This is a genomic window from Mesorhizobium humile (assembly GCF_033977215.1).
GTDB lineage: Bacteria > Pseudomonadota > Alphaproteobacteria > Rhizobiales > Rhizobiaceae > Mesorhizobium > Mesorhizobium humile.
In genome coordinates, this window is record NZ_JAVIIV010000003.1 from 240,091 (window position 1) to 259,161 (window position 19,071).

Here is a 19,071-nt window from a genome sequence, read left to right on the forward strand (position 1 = left end):
CGGAGCAAAATGCGCCGCTCCGCAGCGTTTCGCGAAAAATGATCCGGAGTTGAAGGAGATGCTCTTGTCTCTCGCGCAGACCGCGCTTCCCATCGGCATCAGCGGTATCGAGAAGCGCTTTGGCGGCGTGTCTGTGCTGCATGATCTCGGCCTCGATGTCGCGGCGGGCGAATTCCTGACGCTGCTCGGGCCGTCTGGCTCGGGAAAGACGACGCTGCTGATGATCCTGGCCGGCTTCGTGCGGGCCAATGCCGGCTCCATCAAGGTCGGCGGCGAGGAGATGATCGCCATGCCGCCGCACAAGCGCAACATTGGCATGGTGTTCCAGAGCTACGCGCTGTTCCCGCATATGAACGTCTTCCACAACATCGCCTTTCCGCTGAAGCAGCGGCGCGTATCGGCGGCCGAAACCACTGAACGCGTGGAAAGGGCGCTGGACCTCGTGCAGCTGAAAGGCCTCGGCGAGCGCCGTGTCGACCAGCTCTCCGGCGGCCAGCGGCAACGTGTGGCCTTGGCCCGCGCCATCGTCTTCGAGCCGCGCATCGTTTTGATGGACGAGCCGCTGTCGGCGCTCGACAAGAGCCTGCGCGAGCATATGCAGATCGAGCTGCGCAACTTGCATCGAAGGCTCGGCATGACGACGGTCTACGTCACGCATGACCAGCGCGAGGCGATCACCATGTCGGACCGCGTCGCCGTCATGAATGCCGGACGCATCGAGCAGATCGACCAGCCCGAGATCCTCTACGCCAGGCCGAAGACCAAGTTCGTTGCCGGCTTCATCGGCGAGTCGAGCTTCATTCCCGTCGAATGCCGCAATGGCAGCGTTTGGTATGAGGACAGGAAGCTCCACATGGCAGCAGCGGCACCTTCCCTCGGCCGGCACCTGATGGTGGTGCGGCCGGAGAAGCTGCGCGTGATCGCCGGCGAACCCGCGGGCAACGTCAATGTGCTGCCGGCAATTGTCGGCGATGTCATCTATCAGGGCGACAGCTTCGTCTGCTACGCGACGCTTAAGGACGGGCGGCAGGTGACCTTGCGCGACTATTGCCGCTCCGACGTGCTGGCGAAACTGCCGGCGCCGGGCGAGCCGATAACGCTCGGTATCGATGCGCAGGACGTCGTGCTGGTGGCGGACCAATGAGCATCGCGTCCGCCAGCCTCGATCATGCCGGCCGGCCCGTTGGGGCGCTCAATGCCGATGCCTTGCGCGCCGACGCGCGGCGGGAATCGCGTGGCATGCTCGCGCTTCTGTCGCCCGGACTGCTTCTCGTCTTCACCGTCATCATCGTGCCGATCGGCTGGCTGTTCTGGCTTTCGCTGTTCGATGAGGCCGGCCAGTTCAGCGCCGCCAATTATGCGCGCTTCTTCGAGCAGGCCTCCTACATCAAGACCTTCGTCACCACCTTCAAGGTGGCTTTCTTCGTCACCGGCGCCTGCGTGCTCTTCGGCTATCCGCTGGCCTATATGCTCTCGCAACTGCCGCGCCGCGCCGCCGGAGTCTGCCTGATCTTCGTCATCCTGCCGTTCTGGACCTCGGTGCTGGTGCGCACCTATGCCTGGCTGGTCATCCTGCAGCGCAAGGGCCTGGTAAACACATGGCTGATGGATCTCGGCGTCATCGGCCAGCCGCTGCCGCTCGCCAACAATTTCGCCGGCGTGGTCATCGGCATGACCCACATCATGCTGCCCTTCCTGGTGCTGCCTCTCTACGCCTCGATGAAGACGATCGACACCGACTGCCTGCGCGCCGGCATGAATCTCGGCGCCAGCCCGGCCGCCACCTTCCGGCAGATTTTCCTGCCGCTGTCGCTGCCGGGTCTGGCCTCGGGCGTGGTGATCGTCTTCGTGCTCTGCCTCGGCTTCTTCGTCACCCCGGCGCTGATGGGCGGCGGCAAGGTGATCATGTGGGCGATGCGCATGGAGCAGACCACCAGCCTCTATTCCAACTGGGGTGCTGGCGCCGCGCTTGGCGTCGTGCTGCTTGGCGTCACGCTGGCCCTGCTTGGCCTCTTCCAGTGGCTGCTCGGCGCCCGCGCCACCGGGGTCTGGAGTGAGCGATGAGCGTGGAAAACAGCCTGCCCATCTCGCATCGGCAACGCTTGTGGCTCTACGCGCTCGGCGGCCTTGTCATGCTGTTCCTGATCGCCCCGTCGGTGATCATCGTCATCATGTCCTTCTCCGGCTCGACACTCCTGCAGTTCCCGCCGCAGGAATGGTCGCTGCGCTGGTATGAAAGCTATTTGGGCTCCGTCGAATGGCGCGACGCCACCATTGTCTCGGTCAAGGTGGCGGTGATGACGGCGATCGTCGCGACGGTGCTCGGCACCGCCGCGGCCTACGCCATCAACGCCCGCACGCTGAGGCTGACCGGCGCCATCAACGCGCTGCTCACGGCATCGCTGATCATCCCCGTCATCCTGATCGGCATCGGCACCTTCTTTCTCTATGCCCGCATCGGCCTCAACAACACGCTGACCGGCCTCGTCATCGCGCACACGGTGCAGGCGCTGCCGCTGGTGGTGCTGACCGTGCTCTCGGGCTTGCGGTCCTATGACATGAACCAGGAGATGGTCGCGCGCAGCCTCGGCGCCGGCCGCTTCTCCGCCTTCTTCCAGGTGACGATGCCGCAAATAAGATTCTCGATCGTCTCGGGCGCGCTGTTTGCCTTCATCACGTCGTTCGACGAGGTGGTGGTCTCGCTGTTCATCTCCGGCGGCGAGACCACGACGCTGACGCGCCGCATGTTCAATGCGCTGCGCGACCAGATCGATCCGACGATCGCCGCCATTTCCACTTGCTTGATCGTGCTATCGATCGTCTTGTTGTCCGCCGCCCAGCTTTTCGGCCGCGGACGTTGATTTGAGGGATACCAAAACCAGCATGCGTGACTTCCAGTTTCCCGGCCGCTCGCCGGTCCGCGCTACCGAGGCGATGGCCGCGACCTCTCATCCTTTGTCGACGCTTGCCGCGATCGACATGCTGCGCTCCGGCGGCAACGCGATGGACGCAGCGGTCTGCGCGGCCGCGGTGCAGGCCGTGGTCGAGCCGCAATCGACCGGCATCGGCGGCGACTGCTTCGTCCTCTATTGCCCGAAGGGCGACGGCAATGTGCTCGCCTTCAACGGCTCGGGCCGCGCGCCCGGGGCCGCGACGGTCGACTGGTATCTGGACAAGGGGTTCAACGAACTGCCGAAACAGGGCCCGCACGCAGTCACCATCCCAGGCGCCATCGACGCCTGGTGCCGCTTGCTGGACGATCACGGCCGCAAGGGCTTGGCCGACGCGCTCGCGCCGGCCATCCATTACGCGGAAAACGGCTATGTCGTGCACGACCGCGTCGCCTTCGACTGGGAGGATCCCGAGACAGACCTGTCGGCGGACGAGGTGGCCACGCGCATCTTCCTGCCCGGTGGCAAGCCGCCGAAGCCCGGCGACGTCCATCGCCAGCCGGAACTGGCGGAGACGCTGCGCATCATCGCCAAAAAAGGCCGCGCCGGCTTCTACGAAGGCGCGGTGGCCGAGGACATTGTCGGACGGCTTCGCGCGCTCGGCGGCCTGCACACGCTCGACGATTTCGCCGCCGCCAAGGGCGATTGCCAAACCCCGGTCAGCACCTCCTATCGCGGCCACGACATCCACCAGATGCCGCCGAACAACCAGGGCCTGACCGCGCTTCTGATGCTGAACCTGCTCTCGGGCTTTGATCTGGGCAAGCTCGATCCGGACGGCGCCGCGCGTCAGCATCTCGAGATCGAGGCGGGCCGGCTCGCCTACCAGGACCGCGATGCATTTTTCGCCGACCAGGATCATGTCGACGTGCCGGTCAAGGCGCTGCTTTCCGGCGCCTATGCCGACCGCCTGCGTTCGGCGATCGATCCCGAGCGCGCCATGACCGACCTGCCGAGGCTTGATCTTCCCGGCAGCGACACGGTCTATATCAGCGTCGTCGACCGCGACCGCAACGCGGTGAGCTTCATCAACTCGACCTATTATTCCTTCGGCAGCGGCGTCGTCGGCCCGAAGACCGGGGTCGTGCTGCAGAATCGTGGCTCCAGCTTCCGCCTCGATCCGAAGCATCCGAACGCGATCGCGCCCGGCAAGCGGCCGATGCATACGATCATGCCAGGCATGATGACGAGGAACGGCCGCGCTTTGATGCCCTTCGGCGTGATGGGCGGCGGCTACCAGCCCTTCGGCCATGTGCATCTTTTGACCAACATGATCGACTTCGGCATGGACCCGCAGCAGGCGATCGATGTGGCTCGGGTTTTCTACAACCACGACGTCGTCGAGGCCGAGCGAAGCGTGCGTCCAGATGCCATCGAGGGCCTGCGTTGCCGTGGCCATCGCGTCGTCGAGCCCGATCATCCGCTGGGTGGCGGGCAGGCGGTGCTGATCGATTGGGAAAAGGGCACGCTGACCGGCGCGTCCGATCCGCGCAAGGACGGGCTGGCGCTCGGATATTGAGCCATTTGCTGGACAATAGCCGACCGTTCAAAACATAGTCTGGAACCATGACGAACAGCCAAAACGCCACCGATCTCGCCCATCGCCTCGCACCCGGCGCCGACGACGCGCCGGCCATCGCCGCGCCCGAGCGAGCGACCCTCTCGCATGGCGGGCTGCGTCGCCTGATCAGCGATACCGTGGCGCGGCTCAACGCGCTGGGCATCGGCCGCGGCGACCGTGTCGCCATCGTGCTGCCGAACGGCCCGGAAATGGCGACGGCCTTCATCGCCGTGGCGGCCGCAGCGTCCACCGCGCCGCTCAATCCGGCCTACCGGGCCGACGAGCTCGATTTCTATCTGAGCGATATCGGCGTCAAGGCGATCCTCGTCGGCAAGGACGAGCAGGGCCCTTCGGTCGAAGTCGCCGGGCGCCTCGGCATTCCGGTGCTGCGGCTGGTGGTGCCGGAAGGCGCGCCGTCTGGCGTCTTCGCGATCGAGGGCGATCCCGTCGGGCCGCCGGTCGCATCCGGTCTGGCGGCCGATGGCGATGTCGCGCTCCTTTTGCACACCTCCGGCACCACCTCTCGCCCGAAACTGGTGCCGCTCAGCCACGCCAACCTCGCGGCGTCGGCAGCGCATATCGGCGCGACGCTCGGCCTGACGCCGGCCGACCGTTGCCTCAACATCATGCCGCTGTTCCACATCCATGGACTGATCGCAGCCGTGCTGTCCTCGCTCGCCGCCGGCGCCAGCGTCTTCTGCACGCCGGGCTTCAACGCGCTGCGCTTCTTCCAGTGGCTCTCAGAGGCCAAGCCAAGCTGGTACACGGCGGTGCCGACCATGCATCAGGCGATCCTGCCGCGCGCCGCGCGTAACCCCGAGCAGCTCGCCGAGGCGAAGCTGCGCTTCATCCGCTCGTCGTCGGCTTCGTTGCCGGCGCAGGTGATGGCTGAATTGGAAGCGACCTTCGGCTGCCCGGTGATCGAATCCTACGGCATGACCGAGGCCGCGCACCAGATGGCGTCCAACCGCTTGCCGCCCGGACTGCGCAAGCCAGGCAGCGTCGGCGCGTCGGCCGGGCCGGAAGTCGCCGTCATGGCGCCGGACGGGCGACTGCTCAAACCCGGCGAGATCGGTGAGATCGTCATTCGCGGTCCGAACGTCACCGCCGGCTATGAGAAGAACCCGCAAGCCAATGCCAGCGCCTTCGCTCATGGCTGGTTCCACACCGGCGACCAGGGCGTGCTCGATGAGGACAGCTACCTGCGCGTCACCGGCCGGCTGAAGGAGATCATCAATCGCGGCGGCGAAAAGATTTCGCCGCTCGAGGTCGACGACGTGCTGATGGATCATCCGGCGGTGGCGCAGGTCGTCACCTTCGCCATGCCGCATGACAAGCTGGGTGAAGAGGTTGCGTCCGCCGTCGTGCTGCGCGAAGGCCAGAGCGCCAGCGAGGCCGACATCCGCGGCTTCGCCGCGACTCGGCTCGCCGATTTCAAGGTGCCGCGCAAGGTGCTGATCCTTGACGAGATTCCCAAGGGCGCGACCGGCAAGCTGCAGCGCATAGGTCTCGCGGCCAAGCTCGGGCTCGGCTGATGCGCGTAACAGTCTTCGGCGCCGGCGCCATCGGCGGCTACCTCGCCGCCAAGCTCGCGATCGCCAGCTCTGTCGATCTGTCGATCGTGGCGCGAGGCGCGCATCTGGAGGCGATCAAGGCCGATGGCCTTCGCCTGATCGAGGACGGCAAGGAAAAGGTGGCGCAGGTCAGGGCTGCCTCCCGCGCCGACGAACTCGGCGTGCAGGACTATGTCGTGCTGGCGCTGAAGGCGCATTCGCTGGCGCCGGCCCTTGATCAGATCGCGCCGCTGCTGGGCGAGGGGACAGCCGTTGTCACCATGCAGAACGGCGTGCCCTGGTGGTATTTCCACAAGGCGGGCGGCGCGCTCGAAGGCACGCGGCTCGCCGCGGTCGATCCAGGCGGTGCGATCTGGCAGCGCATCGGACCGGAGCGCGTCATCGGCTCCGTCGTCTATCCGGCCGTCGAGGTCGACGCGCCCGGCCTGATCCGCCATGTCGAGGGCACGCGCTTTTCGCTGGGCGAGCCTTCGGGCGAAAAGAGCGAGCGGGCCACCGCGCTTGCCCGCGAAATGGTCAAGGCAGGGCTGCAGGCGCCGGTGCGCGAGGACATCCGCTCGGAAATCTGGGTGAAGCTTTGGGGCAATCTTTCCTTCAACCCGATCTCGGCGCTGACCGGCAGCACGCTTGCGGCAATCGTCGCCGACGAAGCCACACGCGCCACCGCCCGCGCCATGATGCTGGAAGCGCAGGCGATCGGTGAGAGCCTCGGCGTACGCTTCCTCATTCCCGTCGACCGGCGCATCAAGGGCGCCGGCGATGTCGGCGAGCACAAGACCTCGATGCTGCAGGATCTCGAGCGCGGCCGCCCGATGGAGATCGACGCGCTTGTCACAGCCGTGCAAGAGCTCGGCCGCCTGACCGGCCAGCCGACGCCGACCATCGACACCGTGCTGGCGTTGGTGCGGCGGCTGGCGGTCGAGCGCGGGTGTTATTAGAGGAACGCGGGTCCTGAAATCCGCCGCTTCATTCCGATAGCTCGCTCTAATTGCCACAAATGAACAAAAATAGAACAAAAGGGCTAGTTTTGAAATTGACTCCGCAAGGAACATTTTCCTATTTCGTAGGCCATGCCGGAGCCCAGCAGCAGAACCCGACGCGTCGTTCAGACACTGAGCCGAGCTCACGAAATCGGGCAGTTAATCCGCGTCCGCTGCATCAACTGCAACGTCACCCATCACTACCTCCCCGGAGATCTCCTCAAGCTCATGGGGGACATTCCGTTCTGGGACGTCGAGCGGCATATGCGGTGCGAGCGCTGCAAGCGGCGGGAGTTCGACGTGGACATTCTGCTGCCCAGCGCCGTCCAGGGCGTGAAGATACGCGTGAGGCGGCTTGTCGGGGTCCGTATGGTGCGTCGAGTGATCTGGCGTGATGAAAAAGAGTGATAGATCATCTCCCCGCCGGGTCTCAGCCGGGTCAAAGTAATGACATTTGGCCACCCGCCGCATCCCCGGCATGCGGGAACTTGATCTGTGTGGCCGGCTTCTCGACTATCACCAAGGCATCGTCGGGCGCTGTCCGCTGCATGTGCCGCGCTTCTGACCACGGGGCGGTGAGCCAGGTTTCCACCTCCTCCCGGGTGGTGAGGATTACCGGCATGGCCTTCTCGTGGATGGGTGCTATGAGGGCGTTGGGCTTGGTCGTGAGGAAGCCGTAAAGCTCGAAGTCCCCCGGCCCGTCTTTGACCCTGCGGACACCCTGCCAGCGCGTCCACATGCCGGCGAAGAAGAAAAGCGGCCGGTCCTCGCTTCGTGCGAACCAGTAGTTCCGCTGTATACGTGTCTCCGGGTCCTTGTCGTTGGGCGTGGGGCTTGGCTCTGCGAAGCTCGTGACGGGCACCACACAGCGGTTCTCCACGCCAACATATTGCTGCCAGTGCCCATACTGCGGATTGCGGATGTTGGTGGTGCCATAGTCCACCTTGCCTTTCACCCGCTCTGCCGGGGTCGGCATTCCCCACAGCAGCTTGGCAAGCTCCCGCTGTCCGTCCGGGGCATTGCGAACCACAGCGCCCGGCATGTTGGGGTAGATATCCAGCGAGGGCTCAAGGTTGCCCGTGATGTCCCGCATGGCGCGGGTCCACTCGCGGATGGCGGCTTGGCTGGTTGTGATGTTGTAGAGGTTGCACATCTGCACAGGATGCCTCAGCGATTGCTCGTTATCCAGAAACAAAAAATGGCCGACGGACCTGTACTGGTGGTCGAGCATACCCGCATCTCGAACCTCTCTAAGGTCTGTCGGGTTTCTGCGTGGCTAGCCAACTGGCCGAGCACCATGGCCCATGGCTGCAAGGCGCTGGCGGGAACTGGATCGTTGGGCTCTGATGGCGCGGCATCGCCATCCTGACACGAATTGTCACCTGCGAAGCGGCTCATCGGTGGCAGGCGCGCAATCGGTTCCTACTTGATGTCTGGTCCAAACCGGGAGGATCCCATGACCACTGCCGATATTGCCAAGGATTTCACCGAACTCCTCAAGCGGGGCGACAGCCATAGCGCCGCCGCGAAGTACAATGCCGACGACATCGTCAGCTACGAGGCGATGGAAGGTCCGATGGCCGTGTGCAACGGCAAGGAAGCCGTCAAGCAGAAAAGCGCGTGGTGGGAAGCGAACCACGAGGTCCATGGCGGCTCGGTCGAGGGTCCCTATGTCAATGGCGACCAGTTCGCCTTGCGCTTCAGCTTCGACATTACGCCGAAATCCACCGGCGAACGTGTCAAAATGGACGAGGTCGGCCTCTACACGGTCAAGAACGGCAAGATCAGCGAAGAGCGGTTCTACTACTAGTTCCTTAACACAGAAGTTTTGATCGGTTGGCTATTCGTGCGTTGGCAGGCGGCATGCCTTGGCGATTGGCCGAGACGCCTATCGCGGTCGTCATCCACTGGCGGAGCAAGGAGCGTAGCGACGCGCGCAGACCCGAGGATCCATGCCGTGACTTGGAAGCACCGCGGCGGTCCAGAATTCTGCACCGTTGCACACTTCGGTCCAGGTAACGGCATGAATTCCAGGGTCTGCGCGCGTCGCTACGCTCCTTACTCCGCCCTGGAATGACGAGGTTCAGGAGCCTTCGCAAGTCGGTCGGCCAACTTGCCCCAGCCGTCGGGGGGATGCGTGTGCCTTTGCCTCTTGCGCTGGCAAAGCCGCGGCGGCGGGCTTAGGGTTCGCTCAGATTCGCAACCCCATCCGCCCGAGGCCTGCCTTGACCAACACCATGTACGGCATCACCACCTGCGACACGATAAAGAAGGCGCGCGTCTGGCTGGAAAGCCATGACGTTCCGTATCGCTTCCATGATTACCGCGCCGAAGGGATCGAGGCTGACAAACTGAGCGGCTGGGTCGGTAAGGTCGGCTGGGAAAAGCTGCTCAACAAGGGCAGCACCACGTTTCGCGAGCTGCCGGAGAAGGACAAGGAAGCGCTCGACGAGAAGAAGGCGAAGAAGCTGATGTTGGCCAAGCCGACGATGATCAAGCGGCCGGTGCTGGAGGTGGGCGATCGGATTTTGGTGGGGTTCAAGCCGGAGATTTACGAGGAGGCGGTGGGAGGAAAATAGGCTCGACTGCTTACGCAGCGTTCCTTCGCCCCCCTCTCTGTCCTGCCGGACATCTCAGATTGGCAGCTTTGGCGCCTCGCTAATTCCTGCGACGTTGGCGATTGGCGAAAGCCGGCGCGACGGCTGATCTCCCCCTTGAGGGGGAGATGGCCGGCAGGCCAGAGAGGGGGGCCAGGGAACTCGACATCTCAACAATTATGCGTGGTCTCGCAAATACGCCGCCAGCGCCACCGCATTGTTGTGCGCTTCGTCATGCGCGCCGTAGAGCAGCGTCACCTTGCCCTCGCGCAACAGGCCACGCAGCTGCGCGACCGCCTCCTTGTTCGCATCAAGCTCGGCCCGATACCGCTTCTGGAATTCCGCCCAGCGCTCCGGCTCGTGCCCGAACCATTTGCGCAGCTCGTCGCTCGGCGCGATCTCCTTCAGCCAAAGCGCCAGTTCGGCATCCTTCTTGCTGACACCCCGCGGCCAGAGGCGATCGACCAGAACCCGCTGCCCGTCGGCTTTCGCCGGCGGCTCATAGACGCGCTTCACCGCTATGTCGAAGGCCATTACGCCTCTCTCAGGCCCATTCGCCCTTGCGCATCACCGGCACGCGGCCGCCGCCCTTGGCGACGCCGTCGATGTCGATCTTGTCCGAGCCGATCATCCAGTCGATGTGGATGAAGCTCTTGTTGCCGCCGCGCTCGGCGATCTCGTCCTGGCTGAGCGAGGCGCCGTTGACGAAGCACTTCGAATAGCACTGCCCGAGCGCGATGTGGCAGGCGGCGTTCTCGTCGAACAGCGTGTTGAAGAACAACAGCCCACTCCGCGAGATCGGCGAGGAATGCGGCACCAGCGCCACTTCGCCGAGGCGACGCGCGCCCTCGTCGGTGTCGAGCACCTTCTTCAGCACGTCCTCGCCCTTCGAGGCCTTGGCCTCGACGATCCGCCCGCCCTCGAAGCGCACGGAAATCTCGTCGATCAGCGTGCCCTGGTAGGAGAGCGGCTTGGTCGAGGAGACATGGCCTTCGACGCGCCTTGCATGCGGCGTGGTGAAGACTTCCTCGGTCGGGATGTTCGGGTTGCAGGTGACGCCGTTCTTCGCCGTCGAGGCGCCGCCCATCCATTCATGGCCTTCCGCCAGCCCGACGGTGAGGTCGGTGCCCGGCCCGGTGAAATGCAGCGCGTGGAAATTATGCTCGTTCAGCCATTTCGTCCGCTCGGCCAGCGCCGCGTTGTGCGCCTTCCAGTTGCCGATCGGATCCTCGACATCCACCCGCGAGGCCGAGAAGATGGCATCGGCGAGCTTCACAACCGCGACGTCGTCCGGCTCGCCCGGAAACACCTGCTTTGCCCAGGCAAGGTCGGGATAGGCGACGATGTTCCAGTTGATGTCGAAGCCGGTGATCTTCTCCAGCGCCGGCTGGTAGGCCATCGAGTTCGCCTTGTTGGCGCGCGCCACCTTGGCCGGATCTTGCGCGGAAAGCAGCGACGGATCTTCGCCGCGCACCGCAAGCCGCGCCGCATTGTTCGAGAAGGCCTTCGCCATGCCTTCATAGAGCCAGCCGGCGGCGCGGTCGAAACCGGCATCCGCCCCATAGCGGAAACGCGCCAGCGTGATCTCGTCGTCGTTGAAGATCGGCGTCACCAGCCCGGCGCCTGCCTTGTAGGCGTGCTCGACGATGCGGCGGGTCAGCGGCAGCGCCGCGATCGACGAGGTCAGCACCAGATCCTGCCCAGGCTGCAGCTGCAGCCCGACCTTGATGGCGACTTCAGCCAGCCTGTCGAGCTTCACCGGGTCGATGCTTGCCGAGACGCCGCGCGAATGTGTGGTCATGATCCTGCCTGCCGTTTGTTGGGGTCTGGTTCTTACATAGACCGCTGCGGTTGGCCTTTCCACCGCGATCGACTGGGCCTGGCTTCAAGCTGCGCTGTCCAACGCCCGGAACTGCGCCATGGTCGCCTCGATCTCCTCGCGGATCCAGGCCTTGAAGTCGCGCACCTTGCGGCTTTCGCTTTTGGTGGCAGAGGTCACCAACCAGTAGCCGAGCCCGCTCTCGGCCCGCACGCCGAAGGGCGCGACCAGCCGGCCGTCGGCCAGCGCGTCGGCGGTGAGCAATTGCCAGGCGAGCATCACGCCATGACCGGCGATCGCCGATTCCAGGCAAAGCATCGGATCGGTGAAGCGCGCGCCCTTCTGGAAGGTGACCGGCTCGACGCCGGCCGCCTCGAACCAGCCGTCCCAGCTGAACATCGCCCGCTCGTCGGTGATGGCACAGGTCTGCGCCAGGTCGCCGATCGACTTCAGCCTGGCCGCGATCGAGGGCGCGCAGACCGGAAACACTTCCTGGGCAAGCAGAAGCTCGGCGCGGTCGCCCGGCCATTTGCCGTCGCCGAGCCGGATGGCGATATCGATGTCGGACCGGTCGAGGTCGGCGATCCGGGCCGAGGCGTCGATGCGCAAAAGCACGTTCGGATGGCGCGCGAAGTGTCGCGACAGCCTGGGCAGCAGCCATTTCGAGGCGAAAGCAGGCGCCACCGAGACGACCAGCGTGCACTCGTTTGCCTCGTCGGCCAGCGCCACCGCCTGCGCGAGTTCACGGAAGCCGGCGCTGAGCCGGACCGTGAAGGCGGCGCCGAATTCGGTCGGCACCAGCCCGCCAGATGTGCGTTCGAACAGCGCCCGTCCCAGCTGCTTTTCCGTGCGCTTGACCTGCTGGCTGACGGCGCTGACCGAGACGTTCAGTTCCGCCGCCGCTCCCGCCAGCGATCCCAGCCGGGCGACGGATTCCACGGCGCGCAGGCCGTTGAGATGGACGCGATTGAGCATAGCCATTCAGTTTTTCTAAAGTGGAGGGATCGAAATCTCAATTGAATCCGACAAGAAAGCGCAGAATTTAACTGGAACAGCCTTGAGCCAGGAGATGGTCCCATGAAGATTTTATCCCTGCTGAAAGGGCTTTCCGGCGCCGAGGCGAGGTCACGCGATGACGATGAGATGGCCCGCTGGATCACCGATCCGCTGTCGCATCCGGTGCTCGACACCATGTCGGAGCGCGAGCTTGGCGACATGCCCTTCCGGCTGACAGCCCGCCGCACCGCATATGAAACGATGGGTGCGGCGGACCGCTGACTCCATCGGCGCCGTTACGTCCCGCTGGCCCAACGCAAGCGCATTGTTTCGCGGACGCACATTCTTATTGTGCGCCGCAATGAACGCCTCGCCATCTCCCTTGCGTCTTGCTCTCGCCGGCATGCTCGCGCTCGCCGTCGCCCAGGGCATCGGCCGCTTCGTCTATACGCCGATCCTGCCGGGCATGATGGAGGGACTGCACCTGACGCCGGCCGATGCCGGCTGGATCGCTTCCGCCAACTATCTCGGCTACCTCATCGGCGCGCTCGCCGCGGCCGGCGACTGGGCGCATGGCCGCGAGCGCATGCTGACGTTCGCCGGCCTCGCCGCCACCGCCGTGCTCGCGGGCCTCATGGGGCTCAACGAAACGATGGCCGCCTTCCTCGTCATCCGCTTCCTCGCCGGCCTCGCCAGCGCCTTCGTCATGGTGTTCATGGCCTCGATCGTCTTCAGCCATCTGGCGATGGCCGGCCGCGGCGATTTGCAGGCGCTGCATTTCGGCGGCGTGGGCCTCGGCATAGCGGCGTCCTCAGCGCTGCTGGCGATCCTCGTCTCCGAACACGCGGGTTGGGCCGACGGCTGGCTCTGGTCCGGAGCGCTTTCGGCGGTGGGTCTCATCGTCGTCGCGCTGCTTGCCGGCTCGACCACGCCGGCCAATGTCGCCGACGGGCGCGAGCCGGCGCTGCCCAAGGACGGGTCCCTGGTAAAGATGATCGTCGCCTATGGACTGTTCGGCTTCGGCTATGTGGTGACAGCCACGTTCCTGGTCGCCATCGTGCGCCAGGGCGGTGGCGGGCGCGTCTTCGAGGCCACCGTCTGGATGGTTGCCGGCCTTGCCGGCTTTCCCTCGACTTGGGCGTGGCAGAAGCTTGCCGGCCGGATCGGGCTCTATGCCGCTTATGCCTTGAGCTGCATGATCGAGGTGGTCGGCGTCACCGCCAGCGTCGTCGTCAAGGGCGCCGCCGGGCCGCTGATCGCCGGCGTGCTACTTGGCGGCACCTTCATCGCCATCACGGCGCTGGGCATACAGATGGGCAGGCAACTCGCGCCGCGAGCGCCGCGTCGCATCTTCGCGGTGATGACGGCAGCCTTCGGCCTCGGCCAGATCGTCGGTCCGATTGCCGCCGGCCTGCTCGCCCAGGCCTCGGGCAATTACACCCTTGCCTCGATCATGGCGGCGGCGGCACTGCTGCTCTCCGGCGTCGTCGCTTGGTCGGCCGCGCCAAAATCGCCATGATTTGCGGCCTTGTTCGATGCCGGGCATCGGGCAAGGCATTTTCTTTCCCACTAATGTGTGACCTTATGCCCGCCAAACAGCAACGCCGCTGATTTGCGGTCAGACCGAGGAAATCCGCCACAGTGTTCGTATCCTTCTTCCCGCAGCCGAAGCTCTTTTTCACCTCGGCCGCCGTCTGGAGCCTTGCGGCGATCTTGTTCTGGTTCTTCGGCGGCGAGCAGCTGGGCGCCATCTTCGGCCTGCCGCCGGCAGCCGCCGGGACGCCGCCGATCATTGGTATCGCGGTGCTGTGGTCGAAGCCTTTCCTGTGGTTCTACATCTACTTCGTGGCGTGCGTGGCGGTCTTCTACGCCTTCTGGAGCTGGTACGCTCCGCACCCGTGGCAGAACTGGTCGATCCTGATGACCGCCGTCATCCTGTTCTTCATCTATTTCAACGTGCAGATCTCGGTCGCGGTCAACAACTGGTACGGTCCTTTCTTCGACTATGTTCAGGGCCTGATGTCGGGAACGACTCCCTCGACCAACACGGAATTCTACAAGGGATTGGCCGATTTCTCCTGGCTGGCGCTGGTCGGCATGAATGTGCAGGTGGTCAATGCCTTCATCGTCAGCCATTGGATCTTCCGTTGGCGCACCGCGATGAACGATTACTTCATGGCCAACTGGAGCCGGCTGCGCCACATCGAGGGCGCCTCGCAGCGTATCCAGGAAGACACGATGCGTTTCTCGCAGATCATGGAAGATCTCGGCTCGACCTTCGTTCAGTCGATCATGACCCTGATCGCCTTCCTGCCGGTCTTGATTCAACTGCAGGCTCACATCACCGAATTGCCGATCATCGGCACGGTCCCGCAGCCACTGGTCATTGCTGCATTGGGCTGGTGTCTGTTCGGAACGATTTCCGTCATGGTGGCGGGTCTCAAGCTGCCGGGCCTGCAGTTCCGCAACCAGCGTGTCGAGGCAGCCTATCGTAAGGAGCTTGTCTACGGCGAAGATCATGCCGACCGGGCTCAGCCGGCGACGACGACACAATTGTTCGCCAATGTCCGCCGCAATTATTTCAAGCTCTATTTCCACTACATCTATTTCAACGTTGTTCGTTACACCTACCTGCAGGCCGACAACATCTTCTCGCTGCTGATCCTCGGGCCTTCGCTGGTCGCGCACAAGATCACGTTCGGCGCGCTGAACCAGATCTCGAACGCGTTCGGCAAGGTGACGAATTCGCTGCAGTTCCTGTTGAATTCCTGGTCGACGATTGTCGAACTGCAGTCTGTGCACAAACGTTTGCGTGCCTTCGAGGCGACACTGCAAGGCGAACAGCTGCCGGTTATCGATCAGCATTACCTAGAACGCGAGCAGGCTGGCATGCGCCCCGAAGATCAGCCGGCAAGTTAAAGCATGTCTCCCGAAAGTGGGAACCGGTTTCGGGATAAAGACATGCGTAAAATCAAAAACCTAAAGCGCATGGAGCGAATCTGAAAGATCGCGACGCGCTTTAGGGTGCGGCTTGCGTCCAGTCAGCCGCCCACGCTCGCCTGGGCTTGGCCGGCGCGCTGCCGCTCGACATAGTCGCGAAAACTGATGCACTCGACGTCAGCCTTCACGCAGACCTCGCCGGCGAAGCGCTCCAGCGCGTTCCAGTAGGCGCCGTTATTCATCAGCGTGAAGTGGAAGCCGAGCTCCAGCGGCAGGCGCTTGCCATTGTACTGAGCCTCGAAGGCGGCGCGGAACGCCTGGTAGGCGCGTTCGGTGAATTCGCCCGCCATGGCCAGCTTCTCGGTGCCGCTCGAGTGGCGGACATAGAGATTGTAGTCCATAGCGACCACGGGCTTCGCCTTCGCTCCCTCCGGGATAAGCGGCAGGGCAAAACGGGTCGTGCCATTCAGGGTCGGCGGCACGGCGGGACCGTTCGAAACGCCGCTGGCGTCATACTGGAAGCCGGCTTCGGGTAGGGCCTCGTAAAGCGCCTTGCCGGTCGAAAGATAGGGCGCGCGGAACCCGACCAGCGCATGATGCGCGAAATCATGCCAGTCGGCCGGTTCCGGGATGCCGTTGATCGCATAGGCCTTCTCGAAGATGCGCCGGGCGGAGGCGAATTCGGCCAGCCAGTCCGCCTTGCTCCAGGCCTTGCCGTCGAAATGGCCGCAGGCATGGCTGCCGATGTCGTGGCCCTCGGCGGCGGCCAGCCGGACCTGCTCCAGCCGGTCGGCCACGTCCTGCTTCGAGGCGCCGAAGCCGACATTGGATTTGCCGGCGGCCTTGCCGGGGCCGGCATAGTCCTGCCGCGTCTCAGGCGAGAGCAGGAACACGCAGGACAGGAAATAGGTGAAATGCGCGCCCGTGCGCTTTGCCAGCGCCCGGCTGCGCTGCCATTGCGAGATATCGCGGGCGGCGTCGAACGAGATCAGCACCACCTGCTTGGGTCTGGCGGGCGAAACGGCCGGCGATTTCGGCGGATCGGCGAGGGCTGCATTGGCGCAGGCAAGCGAGGCGAGACTGAATGCAAGGACGCGGTACGAACGAAGCATTGGCAACCTTCTGGCGGGACGTCTCCGGCTGATCGGAAGCCGGCTATCGCGCAAATGTGGCGCGGTTGCGTTCAGGCAAGGGCTGTGGGCGCCGGGCATTCCCAGCCGATTTTCCGGCCCGCCCCCTTCCATGCCGACAAAATTTCGCTAAAACGCGGGCTCAAGAAGCGCCCCCTTCCGGGGCAGCAATGGTTTTGATTGATGTCGGACGACAGTTTTATCCGCGAAGTCAACGAAGAGATTCGTCGCGAGCAGGCGCAGGCGCTGTGGGATCGTTTTGGCCCGGCCGTTCTCGGCATCGCCATCCTGATCGTGCTGGGCACCGCCGCGGTCGTTGGTTACCGTTACTGGGACGAGAGCCGCGCCAACCGCTCGGGCGACGCCTTCTCGGCTGCCCTCAAATTCGCCAATGACGGCAAGAACGACGAGGCGATCGCCGCGCTCGACCAGCTGGAGAAGGACGGCTACGGCGCCTATCCGCTGCTCGCCCGCATGCGCGCCGCGACCGTCAAGGCCGACAAGGGCGACGTCGACGGCGCGGTCAAGGACTTCGACGCGGTCGCCGCCGACACCGCCATCCCCGGCGGCATCCGCGACATCGCGCGGCTGAGGGCAGCACTGCTGCTCGTCGACCACGGCTCTTACGCCGATGTCTCCAGCCGCATCGAGGCGCTGACCGCCGACACCAATCCGCTGCGCCACTCGGCGCGCGAGGCGCTCGGCCTTGCCGCCTGGAAGGACGGCAAGTCGGCGGACGCGCTCAAACTGTTCGACCAGATCTCTTCGGACGATGCCGCCCCGCGCAATGTGCGCCAGCGGGCGCAGCTGATGTCCGAGCTGATCCGCGGGTCGGGCAACGCGTCGTGACCTCGGATGGGCTTCAAAGTCGCCATCATCGGCCGGCCTAACGTCGGCAAATCGACTCTTTTCAATCGGCTGGTCGGAAAGAAGCTGGCGCTTGTCGACGACACGCCGGGCGTGACGCGCGACCGGCGCGTGCATGCGGCAAAACTCTACGATCTCCATTTCGACGTCATCGACACCGCCGGCTTTGAGGATACGGCCGCCTCGACCCTGCCTGGCCGCATGCGCCAGCAGACCGAGATCGCCATCCGCGAGGCAGACCTCATCTTCTTCACCGTCGATGCCAAGTCGGGCCTGCTGCCGGACGACCGCACCTTCGCCGAGGTGGTGCGCAAGTCCGGCAAGCCGGTGGTGCTCGTCGCCAACAAGGCCGAGGCGCGGGGCGCTCAAGGCGGCATGCTGGAGGCCTGGGAACTCGGTCTGGGCGAGCCGATCCCGGTTTCGGCCGAGCACGGCCAGGGCATGCCCGACCTGCGTGACGCGGTGGTCGAGGCACTTGGCGAGGAACGCGCATTCGGCGAGGACGAGGAAGAGGAAGACGGCGACGAGGTCGCCGCCAGCGAGGTGCTGATCGGCGAGGACATCGCCGACCCGGACGCCGAAGCATCCTATGACGACACCAAGCCGCTGCGCATCGCCGTCGTCGGCCGTCCCAACGCCGGCAAGTCGACGCTGATCAATGCGCTGATCGGCGAGGAGCGGCTGCTCACCGGTCCGGAGGCCGGCATCACCCGCGATTCGATCTCGGTCGACTGGGATTGGCGCGGCCGCCGCATCAAGCTGTTCGACACCGCCGGCATGCGCCGCAAATCGAAGGTGCAGGAGAAGCTCGAAAAACTCTCGGTGCAGGACGGCCTGCGCGCCATCCGCTTCGCCGAGATCGTCATCATCGTGCTCGATGCCACCATTCCCTTCGAGAAGCAGGACCTGCAGATCGCCGATCTCATCACCCGCGAGGGCAGGGCGCCGGTAATCGCCTTCAACAAATGGGACCTGATCGACAATCCGCAGGAGCTGCTGGCCGAGCTGCGCGAAAAGACCGAGCGGCTCTTGCCGCAGGTGCGCGGCATCCAGGCGGTGACGGTCTCGGCCGAAACCGGGCGCGGCCTCGACAAGCTGATGGAAAGCGTCATCAAGACGCACAAGGTCTGGAACAGCCGCGTGTCCACCGGCAAGCTCAACCGCTGGCTGGAAGGCATCCTCGCGCATCATCCGCCGCCCGCCGTCGCCGGCCGCCGTCTGAAGATCAAATACGTTACCCAGGCCAAGACGCGCCCGCCGGGCTTCGTCGTCTCCTGCTCGCGCCCGGACGCGATGCCGCAATCCTATGTCCGCTACCTGACCAACAGCCTGCGCGAAGCCTTCGACATGCCCGGCGTGCCGATCCGCATGGCGCTGCGCACCTCGGACAATCCTTTCGCGGGCAGGGCGAAGAAGCGGTGACTTCTGAGGATAAGCGCCGACGCTGATGCCTCGTCATCCACGGGCGAAGCAAGGAGCGAAGCGACGCGCGCAGACCCGAGGATCCATTCCGTGACTTCGAGGCGTCGCCACGGTTCAGAATTCTGCTCCGCTGCATTCTTCGCGCAGGTAACGGCATGGATTCTATGGTCTGCGCGCGTCGCTTCGCTCCTTGCTTCGCCATAGAATGACGAAGTCGAAGGGCGCCGCCCAAGA

General features: G+C 64.6%; 18 protein-coding genes. 13 read left to right on the forward strand and 5 right to left on the reverse strand.

What is annotated here, in order from left to right; all coding sequences use genetic code 11:
* The first annotated feature begins 64 nt into the window (after nucleotides 1-64).
* The 6 genes from RFM52_RS06475 to RFM52_RS06500 are packed head-to-tail and all read left to right on the forward strand — an operon-like array spanning nucleotide 65 to nucleotide 7,024.
* The gene (locus RFM52_RS06475; RefSeq protein ID WP_320294675.1) at nucleotides 65-1,144 is read left to right on the forward strand and encodes an ABC transporter ATP-binding protein; all 1,080 of its coding nucleotides are present in this window, start codon (nucleotides 65-67) and stop codon (nucleotides 1,142-1,144) included.
* On the forward strand, nucleotides 1,141-2,064 hold the full coding sequence (locus tag RFM52_RS06480) for an ABC transporter permease (protein WP_320294676.1): 924 nt from the start codon (nucleotides 1,141-1,143) through the stop codon (nucleotides 2,062-2,064). Before RFM52_RS06475 ends, RFM52_RS06480 begins: the two co-directional genes overlap by 4 nt.
* A complete protein-coding gene (locus RFM52_RS06485; protein WP_320294677.1) occupies nucleotides 2,061-2,861 on the forward strand; it encodes an ABC transporter permease in 801 nt (266 codons plus the stop codon). Before RFM52_RS06480 ends, RFM52_RS06485 begins: the two co-directional genes overlap by 4 nt.
* 22 nt (nucleotides 2,862-2,883) lie before the next feature.
* Nucleotides 2,884-4,470 (forward strand): gamma-glutamyltransferase, encoded by a 1,587-nt coding sequence (gene ggt, locus RFM52_RS06490; RefSeq protein ID WP_320294678.1) that lies wholly within the window; start codon nucleotides 2,884-2,886, stop codon nucleotides 4,468-4,470.
* Between the two features lie 47 nt (nucleotides 4,471-4,517).
* Nucleotides 4,518-6,047 carry an acyl--CoA ligase gene (locus RFM52_RS06495; protein WP_320294679.1) on the forward strand — a complete coding sequence of 510 codons (1,530 nt, stop codon included), beginning with the start codon at nucleotides 4,518-4,520 and terminating at the stop codon, nucleotides 6,045-6,047.
* On the forward strand, nucleotides 6,047-7,024 hold the full coding sequence (locus RFM52_RS06500) for a 2-dehydropantoate 2-reductase (protein WP_320294680.1): 978 nt from the start codon (nucleotides 6,047-6,049) through the stop codon (nucleotides 7,022-7,024). The genes RFM52_RS06495 and RFM52_RS06500 overlap by 1 nt, the downstream gene beginning before the upstream one ends.
* Nucleotides 7,025-7,505: 481 nt before the next feature.
* On the opposite strand, the gene RFM52_RS06505 is transcribed toward RFM52_RS06500, so the two are convergent.
* Nucleotides 7,506-8,219, reverse strand: coding sequence for an SOS response-associated peptidase (locus tag RFM52_RS06505; RefSeq protein ID WP_320295029.1), 714 nt, complete (start codon nucleotides 8,217-8,219; stop codon nucleotides 7,506-7,508).
* Nucleotides 8,220-8,522: 303 nt separating this feature from the next.
* Here RFM52_RS06505 and RFM52_RS06510 point away from each other — a divergent pair, with 303 nt between their 5' ends.
* Both RFM52_RS06510 and RFM52_RS06515 read left to right on the forward strand, forming a co-directional pair.
* A complete protein-coding gene (locus RFM52_RS06510; RefSeq protein WP_320294681.1) occupies nucleotides 8,523-8,876 on the forward strand; it encodes a SnoaL-like domain-containing protein in 354 nt (117 codons plus the stop codon).
* 415 nt (nucleotides 8,877-9,291) lie between these two features.
* Nucleotides 9,292-9,645, forward strand: a complete 354-nt coding sequence (locus tag RFM52_RS06515) for an ArsC family reductase (protein ID WP_320294682.1) — start codon at nucleotides 9,292-9,294, stop codon at nucleotides 9,643-9,645.
* A 195-nt stretch (nucleotides 9,646-9,840) separates the two neighbouring features.
* Here RFM52_RS06515 and RFM52_RS06520 read toward each other — a convergent pair whose 3' ends face one another.
* The 3 genes from RFM52_RS06520 to RFM52_RS06530 all read right to left on the reverse strand — a co-directional run bounded on the left by RFM52_RS06520 (nucleotide 9,841) and on the right by RFM52_RS06530 (nucleotide 12,463).
* Nucleotides 9,841-10,197: a DUF488 domain-containing protein gene (locus RFM52_RS06520; protein ID WP_320294683.1), complete on the reverse strand. Its 357-nt coding sequence runs from the start codon at nucleotides 10,195-10,197 to the stop codon at nucleotides 9,841-9,843.
* 10 nt (nucleotides 10,198-10,207) lie between these two features.
* Nucleotides 10,208-11,464, reverse strand: a complete 1,257-nt coding sequence (locus tag RFM52_RS06525; protein WP_320294684.1) for an aminopeptidase — start codon at nucleotides 11,462-11,464, stop codon at nucleotides 10,208-10,210.
* Between the two features lie 84 nt (nucleotides 11,465-11,548).
* Nucleotides 11,549-12,463 (reverse strand): LysR substrate-binding domain-containing protein, encoded by a 915-nt coding sequence (locus tag RFM52_RS06530; protein WP_320294685.1) that lies wholly within the window; start codon nucleotides 12,461-12,463, stop codon nucleotides 11,549-11,551.
* A 96-nt stretch (nucleotides 12,464-12,559) separates the two neighbouring features.
* Here RFM52_RS06530 and RFM52_RS06535 point away from each other — a divergent pair, with 96 nt between their 5' ends.
* The 3 genes from RFM52_RS06535 to sbmA all read left to right on the forward strand — a co-directional run bounded on the left by RFM52_RS06535 (nucleotide 12,560) and on the right by sbmA (nucleotide 15,397).
* Entirely contained in the window at nucleotides 12,560-12,760 is a 201-nt protein-coding gene (locus RFM52_RS06535) for a hypothetical protein (RefSeq protein ID WP_320294686.1), read from the forward strand.
* Between the two features lie 121 nt (nucleotides 12,761-12,881).
* Nucleotides 12,882-13,997, forward strand: a complete 1,116-nt coding sequence (locus tag RFM52_RS06540; RefSeq protein ID WP_320295030.1) for a YbfB/YjiJ family MFS transporter — start codon at nucleotides 12,882-12,884, stop codon at nucleotides 13,995-13,997.
* 122 nt (nucleotides 13,998-14,119) lie between these two features.
* Nucleotides 14,120-15,397 (forward strand): peptide antibiotic transporter SbmA, encoded by a 1,278-nt coding sequence (gene sbmA, locus RFM52_RS06545; RefSeq protein ID WP_320294687.1) that lies wholly within the window; start codon nucleotides 14,120-14,122, stop codon nucleotides 15,395-15,397.
* Between the two features lie 122 nt (nucleotides 15,398-15,519).
* On the opposite strand, the gene RFM52_RS06550 is transcribed toward sbmA, so the two are convergent.
* Nucleotides 15,520-16,530 carry a polysaccharide deacetylase family protein gene (locus RFM52_RS06550; protein WP_320294688.1) on the reverse strand — a complete coding sequence of 337 codons (1,011 nt, stop codon included), beginning with the start codon at nucleotides 16,528-16,530 and terminating at the stop codon, nucleotides 15,520-15,522.
* Nucleotides 16,531-16,731: 201 nt separating this feature from the next.
* On the opposite strand from RFM52_RS06550, the gene RFM52_RS06555 reads away from it, so the two are divergent.
* Nucleotides 16,732-17,397, forward strand: coding sequence for a tetratricopeptide repeat protein (locus RFM52_RS06555; RefSeq protein WP_320294689.1), 666 nt, complete (start codon nucleotides 16,732-16,734; stop codon nucleotides 17,395-17,397).
* Nucleotides 17,398-17,403: 6 nt separating this feature from the next.
* Nucleotides 17,404-18,837, forward strand: a complete 1,434-nt coding sequence (gene der / locus RFM52_RS06560; protein WP_320294690.1) for a ribosome biogenesis GTPase Der — start codon at nucleotides 17,404-17,406, stop codon at nucleotides 18,835-18,837.
* The last annotated feature ends 234 nt before the right edge of the window (nucleotides 18,838-19,071 follow it).

Bases quoted from the DNA above. Each gene is read 5' to 3' on its own strand.
- RFM52_RS06480 (WP_320294676.1), top strand. From the start codon at position 1,141: ATGAGCATCGCGTCCGCCAGCCTCGATCATGCCGGCCGGCCCGTTGGG.
- RFM52_RS06485 (WP_320294677.1), top strand. From the start codon at position 2,061: ATGAGCGTGGAAAACAGCCTGCCCATCTCGCATCGGCAACGCTTGTGG.
- ggt (WP_320294678.1), top strand. From the start codon at position 2,884: ATGCGTGACTTCCAGTTTCCCGGCCGCTCGCCGGTCCGCGCTACCGAG.
- RFM52_RS06495 (WP_320294679.1), top strand. From the start codon at position 4,518: ATGACGAACAGCCAAAACGCCACCGATCTCGCCCATCGCCTCGCACCC.
- RFM52_RS06500 (WP_320294680.1), top strand. From the start codon at position 6,047: ATGCGCGTAACAGTCTTCGGCGCCGGCGCCATCGGCGGCTACCTCGCC.
- RFM52_RS06505 (WP_320295029.1), bottom strand. From the start codon at position 8,219: ATGTGCAACCTCTACAACATCACAACCAGCCAAGCCGCCATCCGCGAG.
- RFM52_RS06510 (WP_320294681.1), top strand. From the start codon at position 8,523: ATGACCACTGCCGATATTGCCAAGGATTTCACCGAACTCCTCAAGCGG.
- RFM52_RS06520 (WP_320294683.1), bottom strand. From the start codon at position 10,197: ATGGCCTTCGACATAGCGGTGAAGCGCGTCTATGAGCCGCCGGCGAAA.
- RFM52_RS06525 (WP_320294684.1), bottom strand. From the start codon at position 11,464: ATGACCACACATTCGCGCGGCGTCTCGGCAAGCATCGACCCGGTGAAG.
- RFM52_RS06530 (WP_320294685.1), bottom strand. From the start codon at position 12,463: ATGGCTATGCTCAATCGCGTCCATCTCAACGGCCTGCGCGCCGTGGAA.
- RFM52_RS06535 (WP_320294686.1), top strand. From the start codon at position 12,560: ATGAAGATTTTATCCCTGCTGAAAGGGCTTTCCGGCGCCGAGGCGAGG.
- RFM52_RS06540 (WP_320295030.1), top strand. From the start codon at position 12,882: ATGCTCGCGCTCGCCGTCGCCCAGGGCATCGGCCGCTTCGTCTATACG.
- RFM52_RS06550 (WP_320294688.1), bottom strand. From the start codon at position 16,530: ATGCTTCGTTCGTACCGCGTCCTTGCATTCAGTCTCGCCTCGCTTGCC.
- RFM52_RS06555 (WP_320294689.1), top strand. From the start codon at position 16,732: ATGTCGGACGACAGTTTTATCCGCGAAGTCAACGAAGAGATTCGTCGC.
- der (WP_320294690.1), top strand. From the start codon at position 17,404: ATGGGCTTCAAAGTCGCCATCATCGGCCGGCCTAACGTCGGCAAATCG.